Source organism: Pseudothermotoga sp. (assembly GCF_031962025.1).
Taxonomy (GTDB): Bacteria; Thermotogota; Thermotogae; order Thermotogales; family DSM-5069; genus Pseudothermotoga_B.
This window is the reverse complement of record NZ_JAVRKW010000005.1, coordinates 122,221-143,337: the sequence shown is the minus strand read 5'-3', so window position 1 is coordinate 143,337 and position 21,117 is coordinate 122,221. Positions and strand designations below refer to the sequence as shown.

Annotated in this window: 21 protein-coding genes and 1 tRNA gene; 14 read left to right on the top strand and 8 right to left on the bottom strand. The window is 42.4% G+C overall.

Annotation, left to right across the window (positions count from 1 at the left end; translation table 11 throughout):
* The first annotated feature begins 12 nt into the window (after positions 1-12).
* Positions 13-450 carry an OsmC family protein gene (locus AC4E92_RS05870; protein ID WP_490239662.1) on the top strand — a complete coding sequence of 146 codons (438 nt, stop codon included), beginning with the start codon at positions 13-15 and terminating at the stop codon, positions 448-450.
* Between the two features lie 45 nt (positions 451-495).
* On the opposite strand, the gene AC4E92_RS05865 is transcribed toward AC4E92_RS05870, so the two are convergent.
* Positions 496-1,542, bottom strand: coding sequence for a hypothetical protein (locus AC4E92_RS05865; RefSeq protein ID WP_490239661.1), 1,047 nt, complete (start codon positions 1,540-1,542; stop codon positions 496-498).
* Positions 1,543-1,692: 150 nt separating this feature from the next.
* Between AC4E92_RS05865 and AC4E92_RS05860 the strand changes: the two genes are divergently transcribed.
* The 5 genes from AC4E92_RS05860 (at position 1,693) to AC4E92_RS05840 (ending at position 7,186) form a co-directional block, all read left to right on the top strand.
* Entirely contained in the window at positions 1,693-3,267 is a 1,575-nt protein-coding gene (locus tag AC4E92_RS05860; RefSeq protein WP_490239660.1) for an ABC transporter substrate-binding protein, read from the top strand.
* A gap of 74 nt (positions 3,268-3,341) precedes the next feature.
* Positions 3,342-4,352: an ABC transporter permease gene (locus AC4E92_RS05855; RefSeq protein ID WP_490239659.1), complete on the top strand. Its 1,011-nt coding sequence runs from the start codon at positions 3,342-3,344 to the stop codon at positions 4,350-4,352.
* Between the two features lie 11 nt (positions 4,353-4,363).
* The gene (gene nikC, locus AC4E92_RS05850; RefSeq protein ID WP_490239658.1) at positions 4,364-5,248 is read left to right on the top strand and encodes a nickel transporter permease; all 885 of its coding nucleotides are present in this window, start codon (positions 4,364-4,366) and stop codon (positions 5,246-5,248) included.
* Positions 5,249-5,251: 3 nt separating this feature from the next.
* The gene (locus AC4E92_RS05845) at positions 5,252-6,214 is read left to right on the top strand and encodes an ABC transporter ATP-binding protein (protein ID WP_490239657.1); all 963 of its coding nucleotides are present in this window, start codon (positions 5,252-5,254) and stop codon (positions 6,212-6,214) included.
* 12 nt (positions 6,215-6,226) lie between these two features.
* Positions 6,227-7,186 (top strand): ABC transporter ATP-binding protein, encoded by a 960-nt coding sequence (locus tag AC4E92_RS05840; protein WP_490239656.1) that lies wholly within the window; start codon positions 6,227-6,229, stop codon positions 7,184-7,186.
* Between the two features lie 4 nt (positions 7,187-7,190).
* Here AC4E92_RS05840 and AC4E92_RS05835 read toward each other — a convergent pair whose 3' ends face one another.
* The 3 genes from AC4E92_RS05835 to AC4E92_RS05825 all read right to left on the bottom strand — a co-directional run bounded on the left by AC4E92_RS05835 (position 7,191) and on the right by AC4E92_RS05825 (position 10,057).
* Positions 7,191-8,687 carry a methyl-accepting chemotaxis protein gene (locus tag AC4E92_RS05835; RefSeq protein WP_490239655.1) on the bottom strand — a complete coding sequence of 499 codons (1,497 nt, stop codon included), beginning with the start codon at positions 8,685-8,687 and terminating at the stop codon, positions 7,191-7,193.
* A 70-nt stretch (positions 8,688-8,757) separates the two neighbouring features.
* Positions 8,758-9,246 (bottom strand): FumA C-terminus/TtdB family hydratase beta subunit, encoded by a 489-nt coding sequence (locus tag AC4E92_RS05830; RefSeq protein WP_490239654.1) that lies wholly within the window; start codon positions 9,244-9,246, stop codon positions 8,758-8,760.
* On the bottom strand, positions 9,215-10,057 hold the full coding sequence (locus tag AC4E92_RS05825) for a fumarate hydratase (RefSeq protein ID WP_490239653.1): 843 nt from the start codon (positions 10,055-10,057) through the stop codon (positions 9,215-9,217). The genes AC4E92_RS05830 and AC4E92_RS05825 overlap by 32 nt, the downstream gene beginning before the upstream one ends.
* Positions 10,058-10,134: 77 nt before the next feature.
* On the opposite strand from AC4E92_RS05825, the gene hutU reads away from it, so the two are divergent.
* From hutU to AC4E92_RS05800, 5 genes are read left to right on the top strand one after another with little or no spacing between them, the layout of a single operon-like run.
* Positions 10,135-11,781 carry a urocanate hydratase gene (gene hutU / locus AC4E92_RS05820; protein ID WP_490239652.1) on the top strand — a complete coding sequence of 549 codons (1,647 nt, stop codon included), beginning with the start codon at positions 10,135-10,137 and terminating at the stop codon, positions 11,779-11,781.
* A 15-nt stretch (positions 11,782-11,796) separates the two neighbouring features.
* Positions 11,797-12,915, top strand: a complete 1,119-nt coding sequence (locus AC4E92_RS05815) for a sodium ion-translocating decarboxylase subunit beta (RefSeq protein WP_490239651.1) — start codon at positions 11,797-11,799, stop codon at positions 12,913-12,915.
* A gap of 13 nt (positions 12,916-12,928) precedes the next feature.
* On the top strand, positions 12,929-13,156 hold the full coding sequence (locus tag AC4E92_RS05810) for a 4Fe-4S dicluster domain-containing protein (protein ID WP_490239650.1): 228 nt from the start codon (positions 12,929-12,931) through the stop codon (positions 13,154-13,156).
* On the top strand, positions 13,149-14,309 hold the full coding sequence (locus tag AC4E92_RS05805; RefSeq protein WP_490239649.1) for a 2-oxoacid:acceptor oxidoreductase subunit alpha: 1,161 nt from the start codon (positions 13,149-13,151) through the stop codon (positions 14,307-14,309). The genes AC4E92_RS05810 and AC4E92_RS05805 overlap by 8 nt, the downstream gene beginning before the upstream one ends.
* Positions 14,310-14,326: 17 nt before the next feature.
* Positions 14,327-14,788: a ferritin-like domain-containing protein gene (locus tag AC4E92_RS05800; protein WP_490239648.1), complete on the top strand. Its 462-nt coding sequence runs from the start codon at positions 14,327-14,329 to the stop codon at positions 14,786-14,788.
* Here the strand turns inward: AC4E92_RS05800 and AC4E92_RS05795 are convergent.
* The 4 genes from AC4E92_RS05795 to AC4E92_RS05780 form a co-directional block, all read right to left on the bottom strand.
* Entirely contained in the window at positions 14,766-15,173 is a 408-nt protein-coding gene (locus AC4E92_RS05795) for a SoxR reducing system RseC family protein (RefSeq protein WP_490239647.1), read from the bottom strand. The two genes, AC4E92_RS05800 and AC4E92_RS05795, sit on opposite strands and share 23 nt — an antisense overlap.
* Complete coding sequence (locus AC4E92_RS05790; protein ID WP_490239646.1) at positions 15,149-16,516, bottom strand: MFS transporter; 1,368 nt, start codon at positions 16,514-16,516, stop codon at positions 15,149-15,151. The genes AC4E92_RS05795 and AC4E92_RS05790 overlap by 25 nt, the downstream gene beginning before the upstream one ends.
* Positions 16,513-17,907 carry an RtcB family protein gene (locus AC4E92_RS05785; protein ID WP_490239645.1) on the bottom strand — a complete coding sequence of 465 codons (1,395 nt, stop codon included), beginning with the start codon at positions 17,905-17,907 and terminating at the stop codon, positions 16,513-16,515. The genes AC4E92_RS05790 and AC4E92_RS05785 overlap by 4 nt, the downstream gene beginning before the upstream one ends.
* A gap of 78 nt (positions 17,908-17,985) precedes the next feature.
* Positions 17,986-18,061 (bottom strand) — tRNA-Cys (locus tag AC4E92_RS05780).
* Positions 18,062-18,151: 90 nt separating this feature from the next.
* Here AC4E92_RS05780 and asnS point away from each other — a divergent pair.
* The 3 genes from asnS to AC4E92_RS05765 are packed head-to-tail and all read left to right on the top strand — an operon-like array spanning position 18,152 to position 21,117.
* The gene (asnS, locus tag AC4E92_RS05775; RefSeq protein WP_490239644.1) at positions 18,152-19,450 is read left to right on the top strand and encodes an asparagine--tRNA ligase; all 1,299 of its coding nucleotides are present in this window, start codon (positions 18,152-18,154) and stop codon (positions 19,448-19,450) included.
* On the top strand, positions 19,434-20,489 hold the full coding sequence (gene ruvB, locus AC4E92_RS05770; RefSeq protein WP_490239687.1) for a Holliday junction branch migration DNA helicase RuvB: 1,056 nt from the start codon (positions 19,434-19,436) through the stop codon (positions 20,487-20,489). Before asnS ends, ruvB begins: the two co-directional genes overlap by 17 nt.
* Positions 20,446-21,117 carry a YggS family pyridoxal phosphate-dependent enzyme gene (locus AC4E92_RS05765; protein WP_490239643.1) on the top strand — a complete coding sequence of 224 codons (672 nt, stop codon included), beginning with the start codon at positions 20,446-20,448 and terminating at the stop codon, positions 21,115-21,117. Before ruvB ends, AC4E92_RS05765 begins: the two co-directional genes overlap by 44 nt.

Genomic DNA, 21,117 nt, shown 5'->3' with positions numbered 1-21,117 from the left:
AGGTGATGAAAGATGGATGTCAAATTCTCTGTGAGTGCCAAAGCCGAAACTGAAACAAGAGTAGTGGTGAAAGCCAGGAATTTCACGATGTATGTGGACGAGCCACCACAACTCGGTGGAGAGGATAAAGGTGCAAATCCTGTAGAGTATGTTCTTGCAGCTCTGGCAGGATGCTTGAATGTTGTGGGACATCTTGTGGCAAAGGAAATGGGAATAAAACTGCACGAACTATCCATAGAGATTGAAGGTACGTTGAACCCGGCAAAATTTCAGGGACGATCCAATCAAGAAAGAGCAGGGTATAAACAAATCAACGTATTTTTGAATGTCAAAACAGATGCAGATGAAAAAACTCTTGATAAATGGTTGAAAGCAGTCGAGGATAGATGCCCTGTTTCGGACAACCTTGCAAACCCAACTCCTTTGAAGATCAACCTCAAAAAGATATGAAATAAAATGCCCCGAAAGGGGCATTTTTTATACCTCTAACGGCAATCAAAAGAATATAAGACCAGTTATACCGTCATTCTCATTGTAGAAGAAAAGACCAGTTTTGTCGTATCTGTTTACAAATATCAGACTCGGTGTGTAGTGTTTCAGATCGAAAGACTGCTTTGGCGCTCTGTACTCATCTTTTGCCCAGCCGTTGACTTCCCACTGCCAGCAGGTGTTGTCGAAACCAAAGTGTGTAATCTCAACTGGATCAGAGGACACAGCTTCTACGATGAAATTATTTCTGCTTACAGTCAGTGTGCAGAGCTCATCGACGACATGGGTTTTTTCTGGCTGCCCGTACAATACAATGGTGCCCAATCTCCCGTCGTTTTCATTTCCTATTATCAGTGCTATCTTATCGTAGCGTCCAACCATCATCATGAACATTCCGTAATGTGGTATGTCGTATTGTTTTGTCTTTTGTAGATAAGCGGCACTTGCCCATCCACCAACTTCATCGTGCATGTAATTACCCTTTGCCCACAGCCCAACTTCAACAGGCTGACCGAGAGACGTCACCACAAACTTCGATTTTTCTCTTGTAACACGCACAACAGATGGTATCTCAACCGGTGTGAAAGATCCTCCCTGTAAAACCTTGTAAGAGATCTGCCTGTCATTTTCTCTTATGATGACAAGGTATATTTTCTCATAGCGTGCGAGCATCAGGATGCACGTTCTGTAGTGTGGCAACGGCAAATATTTTGGGTTTTGCTGAAATTCGATCGATCCCCATCCACCAACTTCTGTTTGAAAGAAAGAGGTTTCATCCCATCCTTCGATAAAATTACCACCTCTGATGTGAATACCTGAGGATGGTTTTAAAGGTACACCAGATCCATCGAGTATCAGATAGCAAACTTCTACGGGTTTGCTGCGATCGAGTGCTTGAATTTCAAGGACATAATCTGTTGACCACCACAGATTGTGTGAAAAGTTCTCTATGACGCTTAATTTTACAAAATCCACATCATCAATCAGTACTGTGTCTGCAAGCATACATAGTGCTGCAAACAATATCATGAAGGATATAATCAGAATTCTCACAAAAATCCCTCCCCCGGATATCTGTTGTTCTGTATTGTGTGTTTTTTGTATTAGAAAATTATTAAAACCAAAAGCCATTCTTTTTAACTCTTGCAAAGGTTCAGTTTTTGTGGTATAATTACATTAAACTTCAAGCAGGGGGGAAGATATATGTGGAAAAAAGTTCTGGTGGCTTTGTTAGTGTTAGTTGCTCTTGCGGGTTTTGCAAAAACTCCAAAGGATACACTCGTTATAGCAGCCAACACAGAAATATTCATTACGCTTGATCCAGCCGTGTGTTATGAGACCTTCGCAGCTGCTGTGGTTACTTCCGCCTATGCAGGACTCACAAAGATCGAACCAGTTAATGGTGTGCTTACACCAGTTCCCGATCTTGCAGAAAGCTGGGAAGTTCAGCAGGAAGGAGAGTATACCGTCTGGACTTTTCATTTGAGAAAAGGACTTGTTTTTGCCAACGGGGATCCACTCACTGCAGAGGATGTGGTTTTCTCCTTTAAGAGAGTACTAATGATCAACAAATCGCCGACATGGCTGTTCAATGAACTGGGGCTCACCAAAGATAACATGGAAGAAACAATTGTTGCAAAGGACCCGTTGACGGTTGTCCTTAAAACCAAACCTCTGGCTAGAAACATCGTGCTCTCGATCATTGCTCCACCATGGGGTGGCGTCGTCAACAAGAAAGTAGTCCTGGCGAACCAAGTTAACGACGATCTTGGACAGGCTTATCTCACAGACAAATCAGCAGGCGCTGGTCCATTCATAATAGTTGAATGGAAACGCAAAGAGCAAGTAATCCTCCAGTCCAATCCCAAATACTGGGCTGGTGAACCACCTTTGAAGAAAATCATAATCAAAGATGTACCTGAGGAAACAACCCAATTCCTGCTTGTCCAAAAAGGAGATGTCGATGTGGCATGGAATATAACTACAGAACAGGCAGCGCAGTTGAGAGAAGCAAAAGGTGGAAACATTCGCCTTGTTACTACTCCAGAACAGTCGAATGAATACGTCGCAATGAACGTCGGTTGGGGTCCATTCAAAGATGAGAGAGTCAGGCTGGCAGTCAAGTATGCCATTGACTATGATGCAATCATCAATTCTGTCATGAGAGGTTTTGCAATACTCAATCAGAATTTCATGCCCATAGGGTATTTTGGCTACATAGAACTGAATCCATTTAAGAGAGATGTCCAGAAAGCAAAAGAGCTTTTGGCACAGGCAGGTTATCCAAATGGCTTTGAAGTAGAAATAATAACAAGTACGACGGATATAAGAAGAAATGAAGCTATAATCGTGCAATCAAATCTTGCCGATATAGGTATCAAAGCAAACATAGTACAGATGCCATCCTCAGAAATGTATGCAAAGTATCGTCAGCAGGGTCATCAAATGATCATAGCTGGTTGGGGTATAGACTATCCCGATCCAGATGCGCTTGCAAAGCCTTTTGCCAACTACAGAGTCAAACAGCTCGCCTGGAGAAACATGTGGTATGATGATTACGCTGCAGATTTAGCTGAGAAAGCCGGCGTTGAACTGAATGATGAAAAACGTGCCCAGATGTATAAAGAACTTCAGGAATACTGGATAGGGAAGAGTCCTTTTGCAATGTTGTATCAACCAGTTGGCTTCTGGGCGGTTAGTAATGATGTGATTGGTTTTGAAAGGGCTGTTGAAGGCTATACATTGACCTTCGATTTTACAAAAATATCCAAAAAGTGAAATTTCTGCGTGGGTGGTTGGTTTTTCCAACCACCCTTTTAATAATCTGTGTTCAAGGGAGGATGTTATACTAAATGAAGCTTGGTTCTTTCATAATACGTAGACTTCTTTTGATGTTGCTTGTTCTGTTCGGTGTATCGGTACTGGTTTTTGTGATAGCGAAAGTCATACCAGCAGATCCAGTTGGGGCGATACTCGGAGGGAATGCTCCGATTGACCTTGTAGAAGATATGAAAAGGCGTCTTGGACTTGACAAACCGTTGATGAATCAATTTATCGATTACATGCTTGGATTGCTGAAAGGTGATCTGGGTATTTCACTCAAGAGTAATAGACCTGTTGTAAAAGATATTGCCAATTTCTTTCCCGCCACATTAGAGCTTGCCATCTGTGCAACCATTTTGTCTGTGGCTCTGGGAATTTTCCTTGGAATTCTATCGGCAGTTCATAGAAATAAATTCATAGATCATTTTGCAAGAGTTTTTTCAATACTTGGTGTGTCAATGCCTGTTTTCTGGACCGGTTTGCTTTTGTTATTGCTTTTCTATTTTCGCTTAGGTTGGTTACCAGGAACCGGAAGACTCGGGCTTTTCATCACTCCGCCGACAAAGTATACAGGTTTATATCTAATAGATTCACTCCTATCATTCAATTTTGAGGCTTTCAAAGATGCCTTAGCGCATTTAGTCTTACCTTCGATAGTTCTGGGTTATTCAGCAGCCGCGTCAATAGCAAGGATCACGCGCTCGAGTATGTTAGATGTTCTAAGGCAGGATTTCATAAGAACTGCAAAAGCAAAAGGCATTGGCAGGCGGCTGGTGATATACCGTCATGCACTCAGAAATGCACTCATACCTGTGGTGACAATAATAGGTTTGACATTTGGAGGTTTGCTCGAGGGTGCAGTTCTAACAGAGACAATTTTTGGTTGGCCTGGTCTTGGCAGATATATCGTCAATTCTCTATTGCTACTGGACTACCCTGCAATCATGGGTGGTACTCTGTTCATCGCTGTGGTTTATTCCCTTGTCAATCTGATTGTTGACATCATTTATGCGGCACTTGACCCAAGAATGCGCATTTAGGGGTGAGTTTCTTGGCAGAGAAGACTCAGAGTGCAATCTCTCGCTGGAAGCCAATTGTAGAGGACTGGAAGCACACTTTTTATTTGTGGAAAAGAACAAAACTCGCAATGGTAGGTACGTTCATTGTCATTGGCTTTATCCTGATGGCTATCTTTGCGCCACTTCTGGCACCATACGACCCGGTAAAAACCAATCTGCCAGAAAGATTGAAAGCACCGAGCAGGCAACATCTGTTTGGTACAGATCAATTTGGCAGAGACATTTTCAGCAGAGTAATCTACGGTGCAAGAATAGAAGTTTGGATAATATTTCTTGTAACAGTTATCAGTGGTACCATAGGTGTCGCAGTTGGAATAACTGCTGGATATTTTGGTGGTGTAGTTGACGAGATTCTAATGCGTATTACTGATATTTTTCTCGCATTTCCCAGATTAATTCTCGCAATGGCTCTATCGGCGATGCTTGGAAGAGGTTTAACCAACGCTATTTTGGCTATTTCTCTGGTTGAATGGACGGTCATAGCGAGATTAGCACGTGCAGAGGCTATGAAAGTAAAATCACAGCCGTATATAGAAGCCATAAAAGCAGTTGGTGCTGGTAACTTTAGAATACTGCTTTTCCACGTACTTCCAATGTGCTTATCGCCGGTACTTGTTCAATTGACGCTCAGAATGGGAACGATCATTTTGACTGCTGCCGGGCTTGGTTTTCTGGGACTTGGAGCACAACCACCAACACCGGAATGGGGTGCAATTGTCAGTGATGGGAGAAGTTATTTAGTTCAGCAATGGTGGATTTCAACCTTTCCAGGTTTGTTTATAGCGGTGGTTGTTCTTGGTTTTAATTTACTTGGGGATGGCATTCGAGACATACTCGATCCCAGACTCAGGAGGTAAATTATGAACCGTGGGTCTCTTCTAAACATCAGCAAGCTTCGCGTGATTTTTCACACTTATAGAGGAACTATAAAAGCTCTGAACGGTGTAGAGCTCTGGCTGAACGAAGAAGAACGTTTGGGAATAGTAGGTGAAACAGGCTGCGGGAAGTCTGTTACCGCCCTGTCTATCATGAGACTCATCGAACAGCCAGGGGAAATAATCGATGGGTCGATTTTGTTCGGCGATAAAGACCTTTTAAAGCTCAGTGAGGATGAGATGGACAAAATCAGAGGCAAGCAGATTTCCATGATTTTTCAAGAACCAGTGGCAGCTTTGAATCCTGTATTCAAAGTTGGTTTTCAGATAGCCGAAACAATCGCACATAGTCAGGGAATAGCGGTAAAAGATGCACACGCGCAGGTCAGGGAAGCACTTGAAATGGTAGGGTTGGACTGGCAGAGAACAGAAGATCTGTATGCACACGAATTGAGCGGTGGAATGGCTCAGAGAGTCATGATAGCCATGGCGCTCGCCGTAAAACCAAAGTTGTTGATAGCTGATGAGCCAACTTCTGCTCTTGATGTGACTATTCAGGCTCAGATACTTGAATTACTCGATAAACTGGTGACGGTGGGAAAAAATGCCGTGATTCTCATTACCCACGATCTTGGGATCGCTTCGGAATTCTGTGATAGAGTTGCAGTGATGTATGCCGGTAATGTCATAGAAGTTGCATCCAGTGGTGAAATATTCGATAAACCTCTACACCCTTATACGAAAGGGTTAATTGAATCTATTCCAATCATAGGTAAGAGCAAAGAACTTGTCGGAATACCAGGAGTTGTTCCAGATTTAGTTGATCCACCATCTGGTTGTCGTTTCCATCCAAGATGTAAACACGCCTTCGATAAATGTTACGCTGAACTTCCAGGGCTTTTTGAGGTGAAAGCAAATCATTATGTGGCTTGTCATCTATATCATTAGGAGGCTTTCGCTATGGAAGTGCTTATAGATGTAAAAAATCTCAAAAAATATTTTGAAATAAGAAAATCGATGTTCTCCAGACCTGTTTATGTCAAAGCCGTTGATGATGTCACCTTTCAAATTCCAAAAGGTTCTATCTATGCCGTGGTAGGAGAATCTGGATCCGGTAAAAGTACACTTGGTCGAACTCTTCTCAAATTGATCGAACCAACCTCTGGTAGTTTATTCTACGACGGCAAAGACATAACCAGATTGTCCGGCAAGGAAATGCTTCAATATCGTAGACAGATGCAGATAGTTCAGCAAGATCCATACAACTCACTTCATCCAAGAAAACTTGTGAAAGATATAATAGGTGAGGGCTTGAAAATACACTTGAAACTGAGATCAGATGAAATATATCTGAGAATAAAAGAAATCTTAGAAATGGTCGGGCTCAGAGAAGAACATATGTTCAGATACCCCCACGAGTTTTCTGGTGGTCAGAGGCAGAGAATTGCCATAGCACGTGCACTTGTTTTGAGACCAAAGTTCGTGGTTCTGGATGAACCAACCTCGGCTCTGGATGTTTCTGTCCAGGCGAGAGTACTGGCGTTACTCAAAGAGTTGAGAGAAAAATTTTCGCTCACCTATTTGTTTATCACACACAATTTAGCTGTAGTTGACTATATGGCTACGCACGTTGCAGTGATGTACCTTGGCAAAATCATGGAACTTGGTACAAAGGATGATATCTTTCAAAAAGCATCTCACCCTTACACGATGGCTTTGCTCGATTGCGTGCCGAGTGTTGGAACAGGACGAAAGATTCGCTCTGTGCCACGCGGTGAAATACCCAATCCTGCCAAACCACCGAGTGGATGTGTTTTTCATACAAGATGTCCAAAGGCACAGAAGATCTGTCAGCAAAAAGAACCGGATCTGATTGAGATTTCACCAGGACATTATTGCAAATGCCACTTCTGCAGTTGAACTGTCAGATTTTCTCGTGCTCTATCTGCCGTTCAAGCCGATTCAAAATTAGATTGGCACCGGCTACGCCCTTGAAAACCTCTCCATCTCTTATTGCAAAGGCTACAGTCAACACCATGTTGCCGGTTGCTCTAGATTGGATAGGGTCAGAAATCGTCCAGTCGACTCTGTTCTGTTTTATATATTTGAAATACGCTCTATCAGATATGGTGCCCTTTGTGCCTGTGGTGGTTATGAAATTTCCCTCAGAATCTGCTATAAACAGTGCTTCATAGACATCGCCCTTTGTTTTTAGAAATTCTTTTGCGTATGGTTCAAATCCCTGCCAGTCCAGCCTTTGACATTCGGGAAGTGATATCAATCTGGCTAAATCATTGAGCTGTTCAGTCAGCCATTTTCTTGCACCGGTTAGACTGCTCAGCTTCAGTGATTTTATTAGCAAAATCTGCCCACTTTTCAGAAGATCCTGAGAGATGCTGTTGAGCGATCGAATGGTTTTATCTGTCTCTTCTGCAAAATTGAGAATATCACTAGCTGTATTTGCATTGGCATTTACGGCTGACTCTATCTCCTGCGTTGAATGTATCTGAGAGTTTATAGAAGAAATGATATCGTCGATCACTTTTTTGAAATGACCTACTGTATCTTTCAGTGAAACAAGATTGTTTGCAAAATCCTCGTTTGATTTGATGGTTTTCTGAACAGATTCCGCTACTGCTGCACTCTTTTCTATGGAATCTCTGATAGCGGACTCAATGGTTGAGATCTGAACAGAAATTTGCTGTGCTGAGATCTGTGACTGCTCGGCAAGCTTTCTCACCTCATCTGCAACTACGGCAAAACCTCTTCCGTGTTCGCCAGCACGCGCCGCTTCTATTGCGGCATTCAAAGCTAAGAGATTTGTTTGTTCGGATATCTGCTGGATGGTCTGAATCATCTGTCTAATACCACTTGATACCTCTGACAAGTTGTTCATAGTCTGCACTAAATCGGATAACCTGTTTTTCGCAAAGAGATTTTCATTCGACAGGGCATTCATTCGTTCTCTCAATTCCGATACGTCCTTTTCTATTTGTTCGAACTTTTCCCGCATTTTCTCGGAATTCTGCCCTATAACTCTGGCAAAATTCGCTATCTCACTTGTACTGGAAGAAGTCTCTTCAAGAGCCGCGGTTAAGGACTGGATCAACTCGGAAATTTTCTTGACTCTATTTGTGGTTAATTCAGACATTTCATTCATCTGTTTGGATATATTCGTCAGATTTTCTGCATCATCGCGAAGACCACGAGAAGATACAAAAAGTTCCCTGAAAAAGTTGACAGTATCTTTATCCTCGCTGGTACTCTGAACTGTTGATGTATTTTTGGCAGAAAATATCTTCAATGTGAGTACCATTAGCATGAAAATCATCGACAAGGGAGTAACGATGTGCCAATAAGGTAATTTCCCAAACCAGAAAACAAGAGCACAGATTCCTGTGAAAATTCCTGCGTAGGTCATTACCACATCCTCCTTGTAAAAAAATGAATAGAGTTGTTCACTACAAAAATATATTCCTACAAGATAAATTTCACGTGAACAGACTATTACCGTGTGAATCTATTGCCACTATCAATGGAAAATCTACAACTTCTAATCTGTAAACTGCTTCAGGACCGAGATCTTCAAAAGCCAGTAGCTCTATTTTACTTATATGTTCAGATAGTGCAGCTGCCGCACCACTTGGAGCAACAAAGTACACCCTCTGGTATTGTTGACAGAGATTTTTTGCAAGCTCACTCCTTTTACCCTTGCCAACAGTTGCAAGCACTCCCAGTTCAAAGAGCATCTTTAAATAGCGATCCATTCTCTCACTGGTTGTTGGACCAATCGCGACTTTTTCATTCAGTGGTTTTGTTGGACCTGCATAGAAAACTATTTGATTTGATAACTCAAAAGGCAGGGGTTTTTTCTGTTCAACCAGATTCTGAATTCTTTTTTGTGCGGCGTCTCTCATGATCAAAAACGTACCTGAGTAATTGATTCTTTCAGATATCCTCAATTCTTTTAGGTTCAACATCTATAACTCCTCTCCTGCACAGATAGCAATCAAAGGAAACCGCAACGGGTAGATTTGCTATATGCGTTGGAGCATGCTCTATGTGTACTGAGTAAGCTGTAATTCCTTGGGACAATCCCTGAAAGCCTATCTTCAGTTGGTTGAGTTTCTCAAGAATTGTTCTTTCAAGCTCTGCATAACGTGGATCATGGTTTTGTTCGACTCTGGTTAGAGCCAGTTTTGATAGAACCATGGCTTTGTCAGAACTTCCTCCGACTCCTATTCCTACATTCAAAGGTGGACAACCCTTGGCACCGTGTTCTTTCACGTGGTTCACAACTAAGTCGACTATTTCATCAACTCTGGTAGATGGATTGAGCATGAATAATCTTGTCAGATTTTCACTTCCACCACCTTTTACAAGAAAACGTACCTGGACATTTTCTCTTTTTGTTATAAAGGTGTGCACGACAACTGGAGTGTTGTCGAAGGTATTCTTTCTTTCAAAGACAGGGTCTTTCACAACAGAATACCTAAAAGGATGTTCCATGTAAGTCTGTTTCACAGCTTCATTGAGGATTTCTTCAACAGGCTGTGTGAATACAATGTTATGCGCCGTAAAAACAAAAAACTCGACCATACCGGTATCCTGACAAAGTGGTAAGCCTGTTTTTTGAGCAACTATGATGTTTTTCTTTAAGACATCGCTGAACGGTCCTTCGTATTGCTCGATCTGTTTTTTGACAAAATCATCAGCGACTGTGTTTGCAATGAATAGCTGTTCGACCAGCTTTTTTTTGATATCATCTGAATCTACCAGTAATATTTTCATCTTTCTCCTCCCATACAAAAAAATACCATGAAAATGATACAATAATCCTGGGAGAAAAGAAAGGAGGTTCAACCTTTATGAGAACGATCAGGGCTCCAAGAGGTACGGTTTTAACATGCAAAAGCTGGCAAACTGAGGCGGCGATGAGAATGCTCATGAATAACCTGGACCCTGAAGTCGCAAGAGATCCGGCTAATCTCATTGTCTATGGGGGAACGGGAAAGGCTGCGAGAAATTGGGAGTGTTTTGATAAAATCGTCCAAACGCTGAAAGAACTCGAGTGCGATGAAACACTGCTTGTTCAAAGTGGAAAACCCGTGGCGGTCTTCAAAACTCACGAATGGGCTCCAAGGGTATTAATAGCAAATTCATTGTTGGTGCCCAAATGGGCAAACTGGGAATACTTCAGGGAGCTTGAACAACGTGGATTGATCATGTTCGGGCAGATGACCGCAGGAAGCTGGATTTACATAGGCACTCAAGGGATTCTTCAGGGTACCTACGAAACATTCTATGCGGTTGCGAAAAAATATTTCAACGGAACTCTGGCTGGCAAATTTGTTCTGACCGCTGGACTTGGCGAAATGGGTGGAGCTCAACCGCTTGCAGTTACAATGAACGATGGTGTTGTGCTTGCAGTGGAAGTAGATAAGAGAATGATCGACCGAAGATTGGAAAAAGGGTATCTTGATACCTGGACAGATGATCTGTCAGAGGCACTGAATCTGGTTGAACAGGCAAAGAAATCGAAAAAGCCGCTTTCTGTGGCTCTGCTTGCCAATGCTGCAGAAGTTCATCCAAAACTCGTTGAGATGGGAATCATACCCGATGTTGTCACAGATCAAACCGCAGCCCATGATCCCCTCAATGGTTATATACCAAAGGGGCTTACTGTCGATGAAGCTGCCCAACTCAGAAAAGAAAATCCCCAAGAATACCTTCAAAGAGTTTACGACTCGGTCACTGAACATGTCAATGCCATTTTAGAGATGAAAAAACAAGGTGCAAAAGTTTTTGAGTATGGAAACAACATTCGCAGGTTGGCATACGACCATGGTGTTCAAAATGCTTTTGAGATACCTGGATATGTTCCAGAGTACATCAGGTATCTTTTTGCAAAAGGAAGTGGTCCGTTCAGATGGGTGGCACTCTCTGGAGATCCACAGGATATTTATGAAACAGACAAAAAGGTGATTGAGCTGTTTGGCAAGGACGATCATCTGAGAAAATGGATTGAAATGGCTCAGAAAAAGGTTCACTGGCAGGGTTTACCTGCACGAATCTGCTGGCTTGGTCAGGGTGAAAGAACTTTAATGGGGCTTGCCATGAATGATATGGTTAAGAAGGGTGTGTTAAAAGCGCCCATTGTGATAGGTAGAGATCATCACGATACAGGATCTGTCGCATCACCTTATAGAGAAACGGAAGCCATGAAAGACGGTAGCGATGCCATAGCTGATTGGCCCATATTGAACGCTTTGCTGAACACCTCAAGTGGTGCTACATGGGTATCTGTTCACCACGGGGGAGGTGTTGGAATAGGTTATTCGATCCACGCAGGTATGGTAGTAGTTGCCGATGGCACTGATCTGGCACATCGAAAACTTGAGAGGGTTTTGACGAACGATTCTGGCATAGGAGTCATCAGACATCTGGATGCCGGTTATGAAATTGCACTTGAAACAGCCAGGGAAAAAAATTTACGCTATCCTATGATAGATTGAGCAGGAGGTCATAGAATGTTGGAAGGTTTGACGGCTTTTTTCAAACAATCGGCATTTGGTTATATCACCATGGGAAATATCATTATGTACTTTGTCGCACTTGCATTGCTGTATGTAGGAATAAAAAAAGATGCAGAACCGTTGCTGCTGATTCCGATCGCTTTTGGGATAATACTCGGTAATATTCCACCGCAACTTACCTGCTTACTCGACGAAGGAGGATTGCTCTGGTACCTGAACATAGGAGTCATAAAAGGTATATATCCTCCTCTGATATTCCTTGGTATAGGCGCTCTTACAGATTTTTCATTCATGATTTCCTATCCAATAACTATATTTCTGGGCGGCGCCGCTCAAATTGGAATTTTCATAACATTCGTTCTTGCAAGGTTTTTTGGCTTTAGCATGAAGCAGGCAGCATCGATAGGAGTTATTGGAGGAGCAGATGGCCCCACTTCCATATACATATCGAGCCGCTTTTCTCCGGAACTTCTTTCGGCGATCGCGATTGCTGCATATTCTTATATTGCATTGATACCCATCCTGCAACCGATTGTGTCAAAGATCCTCACAACGAAAGAAGAAAGAAAAATAAGAATGGGTCCACCGAGAAAAGTTTCCAAAACAGAACGAATACTCTTTCCGATAATTGTCACGGTAGTTTCTGCTATTCTTGTGCCACAATCGCTATCGCTGGTTGGTATGCTGATGCTTGGCAACATTTTAAGAGAGGCTGGAAATGTGAAAAGGCTTGTTGAGGCAGCGAGTAGATACATACTCGACACAGTGACGATTATTCTCATGGTTTGTGTTGGTGCTTCTGCACGTGCAGATGTTTTCCTAAGACCACAGAGCTTGATGATCTTCGGTCTTGGTGCGTTTGCTTTTATATGTTCCTTAGCTGGTGGTATTCTCTTTGCCAAATTCATGAATCTGTTTTTGAAGCAAAAAATAAATCCATTGATTGGAGCAGCCGGGGTTTCAGCCGTACCAGATTCTGCAAGAGTTGCACAAAAACTGGCACAGGAAGTTGATCCAACCAATTTCATACTCATGCATGCAATGAGTCCGAATGTTGCAGGTGTTGTTGGTTCGGCCGTTGCAGCCGGTGTGTTCCTGTCTTTGATTAAATAGGGAGGTTTTAACGATGAAAAAACAGTACGACGTGAAGATAAATTATTCATGGTGCAAAAAATGTGGTATATGCTATCACTTTTGTCCAACGGGAGCAATTGGAAAAGGTGAATTGTTAAAACCCGTTGTTGTAGACGCATCTAAGTGTATTGGTTGTTTGATGTGTGAAAATCTCTGTCCGGATTTTGCCATCGTCATAGAGGAAAAACAACCTGTACGGGAGAGTGTCGAAAATGGGTGAGAGAGTTTTGATGCAGGGAAATGAAGCATGTGCACTTGGAGCTATAAGAGGTGGATGTAGATTCTATGCAGGTTACCCGATAACTCCTTCTTCGGAAATAGCCGAAACAATGGCAAGAGAACTACCAAAAGTAGGTGGAGTGTTCATTCAAATGGAGGATGAAATAGCTAGTGCCGCGGCTATTATAGGTGCTTCCCTTGCCGGAGCCAAGTCGATGACGGCAACAAGCGGACCGGGATTCAGCTTGATGCAGGAAGCGATCGGTTATGCTGTTATGACAGAAACGCCCTGTGTTTTTGTAAATGTTATGCGAGGAGGACCTTCCACAGGACTGCCCACCCAGCCAGCTCAGGGCGACATAATGCAGGCAAAATGGGGTACGCATGGAGATCATGAGATCATAGCTCTGTATCCATGGAGTGTCGGTGAAACTTACAGACTCATCATAAAGGCTTTCAATTACGCAGAGTATTACCGTACTCCGGTCATCTTTCTGATGGATGAAGTCCTGGGACACATGAGAGAAACCTTCGAATTACCCGATGACAAGGAAGTGAAAATAGTCCCGAGGTTGACAGAAAGTGATTTGTCAGAGGAAGATATTTACACACCGTTTTCCGAGCAGGACTTTGCGGAACCAACTCCGACTCCACTCGTTGAAATGGGAAAAGCTCGTTTTCACGTTTCGGGTCTTGTACATGACGAATCTGGTTTCCCACAGGCGAGCTTTGAGATCAGCGATAAACTGGTTCGGCGTCTGTCAAACAAGATACGAGTCCATGCCGATCAAATAGCTATGTACGATGAATACATGACAGATGATGCTGAGATTTTGGTTGTGGCATATGGTTCGGTTGCAAGAAGTGCTATGAAAGCTGTCAAGATAGCAAGGCAGGACAAGATCAAAGTTGGACTTTTCAGGCCCATAACAATCTGGCCTGTCGCCGCCGTTAGACTGAAAAAACTTCTGGCGCAGGTTGATGGAGTGGTCTTCGCAGAAATGAATCTGGGTCAATATGCAAAAGAGGTACTGTCATTGACAAAAAAGAATTTGAGAGTCAAGGTTGTGACAAAAGTCGGTGGAAGGTTGATTACTCCAGAAGAAATTTTAGAAGGTATCAGCTCATTGCAAACAGAAATGATAGAATTCTAAATACAGGAGGTGGCTAAATGGTATCTATAGGCGATCTTGTTTCAATCGCTGTTCAGATCGAGGCAAATGGTTATGTGTTCTACAACAATCTTGCAAAAGATCAGAAAAATTCAGAACTAAAGGAATTCTTCAATCGGATGGCAGAACAGGAAAGAGTTCATCAAGAGACTTTCAAGAATTTGGCAGAACAAACCAGGCATTCTGCTTCAGTTTCCAGCTGGATTGAAGATGAAGTCGGTGGTTATCTGAAAAGCCTCGCAGAAGTTTCCATCTTTCCTGCCATGAAAAAAACAAAGCAAGACCTAACCCTGAAGCAGGCACTTGAGGTGGCAATAAACATCGAAAAAGACAGCATTATTTTCTATTCTGAGCTTTTGCGATATGCCGGTGATGAGAAAAAAACCATTGAAACTATTATAAATGAAGAGAAAAAACATTTAACAGATCTGTTCAATCTCAATCGCGAACGATTTGGATGATCTGCGGACGGAATTTTTTTCTGAATTTTTTATCGTAGAATCTGAGTAAAAAATAATAGCCCGTGACGGCGGAAAGTGATATCACTAAAGATGCGATCTCCGAAAAAAAGCGCGTTGCTATTAAAAGACAAGCGATGAATATAACAGTTGGTACCGTGTAAACTAAAAAAGCGACTTTCATACCGCTCGTTGCGGGTGTTCTAACCAGTACCTGGTCTCCTATTTTGAGATCGAATTGTGCTTTATCTACCTCTAAATTTATCGTCTGTTTTTCTCCCGTACAGAACATATTGGCTGGACACTTGCCGCACATTGATGTTCTTTCTCTGCTGAGTATCACAGTTGAATCTTTTATCTGTGTTACCACCATCTTTTCACTCGCCATTTTTTCCCCTCCTCTGATTGTATTTCCTCAACCTTTCGCTTTATCATTCTGTTCAAATCATAGATATCTGCACCGTTTATCCTTGGCATTTCACTGCGAGAGACATGAGACAGGGCATTGACTATGAGTCGTCTGACCGGCACATATCTTTTTGTTTTCACTTTCAATATGAATCTCAAAGTGGAAGCTCTCATAAAACTTGCCATGAAGAACATTATCTGTATTCCAACTATGGGGATCCCTAAAATTGAAAATTTCACCGAAGATAATGCTTTAGCAGTTGCTCCGCCTATTATTGCTCCGATCAGCCCGCCAACACCGCCAAACATCGAGTACATGGCAAAGTATGCCGGAGAAGAACTGCGGGCTACCTCCATTGGCAGTGTCAGAAAAGTGAGGTTTATGGCAGACCAGGCAATACCAGACATGACAACATCGACGATCATCATATATCTCCAAGTGAACTGATTCATAAAGATCCATAGAGGTGAAACATAACAAGCCATGATTATTCCAAGGACAGCCACTGTTTTATGACCGTATTTGTCTGAAAGTTTACCCCAAATGTTGTAGAAAGCCATTGCGACAAGACTGTTAATAACCGTTGTGATACCTATGTACGAAAAAGGTACATTTAAATTTTTCAGCAGATGATAGCTGTAAAAAGGAGAAGTAAATGCTATCACTGCATTCCATATCAGATAGAACAAACACAGTCTCATGAAATTGTAATCTTGAAATACTACTTTTGTTTCTATCAGGGCACCAGAACTTTTAAGAGGGACTTCCGGCACTTTTTTCAAAGCCCAGAGAGATAGAAGCATCCCGATCATGCCAATACCGATGACGATTTCATAACCCAGCGGATCCTGGAATTTCTCAATGAGCAGGGAGTAGCCATAGAAAGCGACCAGTGTCACAAGAGAGATGTAGATATTTCTTCTGCCAAAAAATGTGCCTCTTTCTTCTTCTGGTATCAAATCACGAACCAGCGATGTCCAGGCGTTTCCAGCAAGAGTCCCAAAAATCTGGGAAAAGGCAAAAACTGTTACAAAGACGGCTGGACTTCTGTTTGGAACGAGCAAAAGTATCATGAGCAATATCCATGGAGATCTCGAAAGAAGGTTAAAAAGATTGGTCAAAAACCTGCGCTTTGGAAATTTTCTCATTATCAAAGGTGAAACTATCTGAAATGCCTGAGCGATCATTGGAAAAGCGGCACTCACACCAATGAGAAACTCATCAAGTCCAAATGCCAAAGCAAGACCTGTGAAAACTGCGCCCTGTGTGAGAAGAATATATAATGTGGATGCTACACCTTCAAAATTCAGATAAAATTTCATCCCTTTACCACACCCAGTGGTATTAAACGTGCAACTTTTTTCGATATGCCAACCTGATCCACGATCTCAACAACTCTCTCCACATCTTTGTAAGTTTCAGGAGCTTCTTCGATCAATGTCTTTTTCTCTTTGCTCAGAGTCAGTATGCCCTTCTGAGCAAGTTGCTTTAAAACCTGTTCATAACTCAGATTTCTCAGTGCCGCCCTTCTGCCAAGGACTCTTCCGGCACCGTGGGCTGTACTTGCAAACGAAATCTGCTCTGCTCTTTCAGTTCCAACAAGAACATAAGATGCGCTTCCCATACTTCCGGGTATCAAAACAGGCTGTCCCACTTTCACAAATTCTTCAGGCAGTAAAGTATTTCCAGGACCAAGGGATCTTGTGGCTCCTTTACGATGAACTATAACCTTTCGTCCATAATTTTCGAGTTTTGCTATATTGTGCGCCACATCGTACAGAAGCCAGATGTCATGTTCTGGCAAAACCTTTTCAAAGCTTCTTTTTATCATTTCAGATATCATCTGCCTGTTGGCAAAGGCGTAATTTGCTGCACAGTTCATCGCGTTAAAGTACTGCTGTCCGATTGTATGGTTGAATGGGGCGTTTATCAACTGCTTATCGGGTAGATTTTTGTTGTGATCAGATAGTTTATCACGCATGATTTGAATGTAATCTGTGGCAATCTGGTGTCCAAATCCACGACTACCACAGTGTATACAGATCGCAATCTGATCTTTGAAAATTCCAAATTTCTGCGCAAAATCTTGGTTGAAAATTCGATCGACCTTTTGTATCTCTATGAAATGATTACCCGCACCGAGTGTGCTTAGCTCGTCAAGTCCTCTTTCAAAAGCCTTTTTTGATACACAGTTTGGATCAGCCGGGCTTAACCTTCCTGAATCTTCAATCCTGTTCAGGTCCTGTTTGGTTCCAAACCCCTTTTCTACAGCCCAGTGAGCACCCTGTACACAAATCTGCCGCAGTGTTTTCTCGTCCACTTTGATAGCTCCACTTGCTCCCACACCCACCGGAACAGTTTTGTAAATCTGTTCAAGCAATTTGTTTATAACTGGTCTGACTTCGTTCTCACTCGCAGAAGTCAGCAAAAGTCTCACACCGCAGTTTATGTCAAATCCTATACCACCAGGTGAGATAACTCCATCTTCAGCTGAAAAAACTCCAACTCCTCCTATTGGAAAACCATAACCCCAGTGAATGTCTGGCATAGCAATTGCGGCAATTATGCCGGGCATGTATGTTACATTCACTATCTGTTGTAAGGCTTCCCTGAATTCTGGATCATTAATCGTCTGATCATCTGTATAAACAGTCGCGTCAACGTTGAACCCTTTTATCTGAAAAATAAAGCGATCGAGGCGCCTGATATCCATAAAATCACCTCTAAGATGATTATGCAACTGTTGGATGAATAGTCAAGTGGGAAAGAAAAAAGGGGAAGTACTTCCCCCTGGAGGCGACGGTGGGATTCGAACCCACGCATAGGGATTTTGCAGACCCCCGCCTTAACCGCTTGGCTACGTCGCCTTGCAATTGTATTATACCATGATGTCCACAATGTTCAAGTGACATGTGAAGTGTTATTATAAAAAGGAAAGCGGTGAGGAGGGATCTGTCGTGAGATGGCTCTATGTTGAAGAGCTGAAGAACCACATAGGTGAAGAGGTTGAACTGCGTGGCTGGGTGTGGAACATGCGATCCAGCGGGAAGATTCATTTCATTCAATTCAGAGATGGCACCGGTTTTGTTCAGGTTGTAGTTGAAAGTTCTTCAACAGATCCAGAAATCTTTGAAAAAGCTTCTAAATTGAGAATCGAGTCGAGTGTTATCATCAGGGGCAAAGTGATCGAAGACAATAGATCACCTTACAAAGTTGAGATCCATGCATCTGAAGTGGTGCCAGTTCAGATACCAGAAGAACCATATCCAATATCAAAGAAAGACCACGGTATAGATTTTCTGATGTCTTACAGACATTTGTGGTTGAGATCAAGAAGGCAGTTTCACATCCTAAAGGTAAGAGATGCCATTTTAACAGCTATAAGACAGTTTTATAAAGCCAGAAATTTCACTTTGATCGACACACCAATTTTCACCGGATCTATTGGTGAAACAGCCGGCAATTTGTTCGAACTCGATTATTTTGATTACGGGAAGGTTTATCTGACTCAGACAGGACAGCTTTATCTTGAGGCTGCCTGTATGGCTTTTGGTAAAGTCTATAACCTTGGACCAACTTTCAGGGCTGAGAAATCAAAAACACGGCGGCATCTAATAGAATTCTGGATGCACGAAGCCGAAGTTGCATATTATGAACATGAAGACAACCTGAAACTGCAAGAAGAACTTGTTTCTTACATAGTGAAGTATGTCCTTGAACATGCAAAAGACCATTTGATAGCTCTGAATAGAGATATAACAAAACTCGAAAAAGTAGAGCCACCTTTTGAAAGAATCACTTACGACGAAGCGATCAAGTTGTTACAGAAAAATGGCTTGAATATCCAGTGGGGTGATGATTTCGGCGGCGATGAAGAAACTATTATAGCTTCGAATTTCGAAAAACCGGTTTTTGTCACGCACTATCCACGAAAGGTCAAGGCTTTTTACATGCAGCCAGATCCAGAACGACCAGAAGTCGTTCGATGTGCCGATCTGTTAGCACCCGAAGGTTATGGAGAAATCATAGGTGGTTCGCAAAGGATACATGATTATCAACTGTTGCTGGAAAGACTTGAAGAATTCAATTTGCCCAAGGAAAAATACCAGTGGTACTTGGATTTGAGAAGATGGGGAAGCGTTCCTCACAGTGGTTTTGGTCTTGGAATTGAAAGAACAGTTGCATGGATTTGCGGACTTGAGCACATAAGAGAGGCTATACCATTTGCCAGAACTCTATATAGGATTTATCCATGAAAGGAGCAAAACGGTGAGCACGAATGGGGATATTCTTTCTTCTCTAAGACCACAGTCCTTGGATGATTACATAGGACAGACTGAGGTAAAGCGAAAACTCAAGATAGCCATTCAGGCTGCCAAGATGAGAAATGAGCCGCTCGATCATATTCTTTTTGCAGGTCCACCTGGTCTTGGCAAAACGACCCTTGCCTTTGTGGTTGCAAAAGAAATGGGAACGAATATATACGTTACGAGCGGACCAGTACTGGAAAAACAGGGTGATATTGCGGCAATACTTTCAAGCTTGAACGACGGCGATGTTTTGTTCATAGATGAGATTCACAGAATCAACAAGGCAGTCGAAGAGATTTTCTACTCGGCGCTCGAAGATTACAAGGTGGACATAATGATAGGTAAAGGTCCAACAGCCCGTTCGATCCGCATTGGTCTTAGACCATTCACACTTATTGGAGCTACAACCAGAAGTGGATTGTTGAGTTCTCCACTGCGGAGCCGTTTTGGCATGACCCTTGAATTGCAGTTCTATGATGTTGATGAACTGGTTCAAATAATCAAGAGAGCTTGCAATATCCTTGGTATCCAAATAGAAGAATCTGCAGCAAGATTGATCGCCGAGCGATCGAGATGTACTCCAAGAGTTGCTCTGAGATTGCTCAGAAGAACACGGGATGTGGCTACAGTGAAAGGAAAAACCAGTATTGACGTTGGTCTGGTGGAAAAGACCATGGATATTCTCGAAATCGATGAGCTTGGACTGGATGAGATCGACAGAAGGATACTGAGAACCATAATTGAGGTTTACGATGGTGGTCCTGTTGGTTTGGAATCACTTGCTGCCACTTTGAACCTTGAAACCGATACATTGAGAGAGGTCCATGAACCATATCTTCTGCAGAAAGGTCTGATAATTCGCACTTCAAGGGGAAGAGTTGCGACGGATTTTGCATATTCGCATCTTGGATACTCACCAAGGATAAAAGGAGGTTTGTTCGATGGATCTCTCGCAGAATCTCAGGAACGTAAAAGCCAAAATTGAGAATGCTGCAAAACGTGTCGGGAGAGACCCTGAATCGGTGAAGTTGATTGCGGTGACAAAACAGGCTGATATAGAAGAAGTTAAACAGATAGTTGAGCTTGGCGTTCAAGATCTGGCAGAAAATTACGCACAACAACTGGTTGAAAAATCTGGGATAATCAAGAACATTAACTGGCATTTTATCGGAAGAATACAGACCAATAAAATCAAATACATAGTACCTATCTGTGAATACATCCACTCAGTTTGCAGAACAGAAGAACTCATACAAATAGATAAAATAGCGAGTAGGTGCAAAAAGATCCAAAAAGTTCTCATCGAAGTGAATATCTCTCATGAGCAGACAAAATCTGGTATTGATCAGTCTCAATTGGAACAAATACTTGAATTCGGTTCTCGGCTCAAAAATGTTCAGATGGTGGGGCTCATGACTATGGCTCCATTCACAGACGATTTTGAACAGATCCGGTCTATTTTCAGAGAATTGAGAAAGCTCAGGGATCTTTATCGTAAGCACTATCCTGAACTGGAACATCTGTCAATGGGTATGACGAATGATTTTGAGATTGCCATAGAAGAAGGCGCAACAATGGTGAGAATTGGTAGAGCGCTTTTCAAAGGAGAGTGA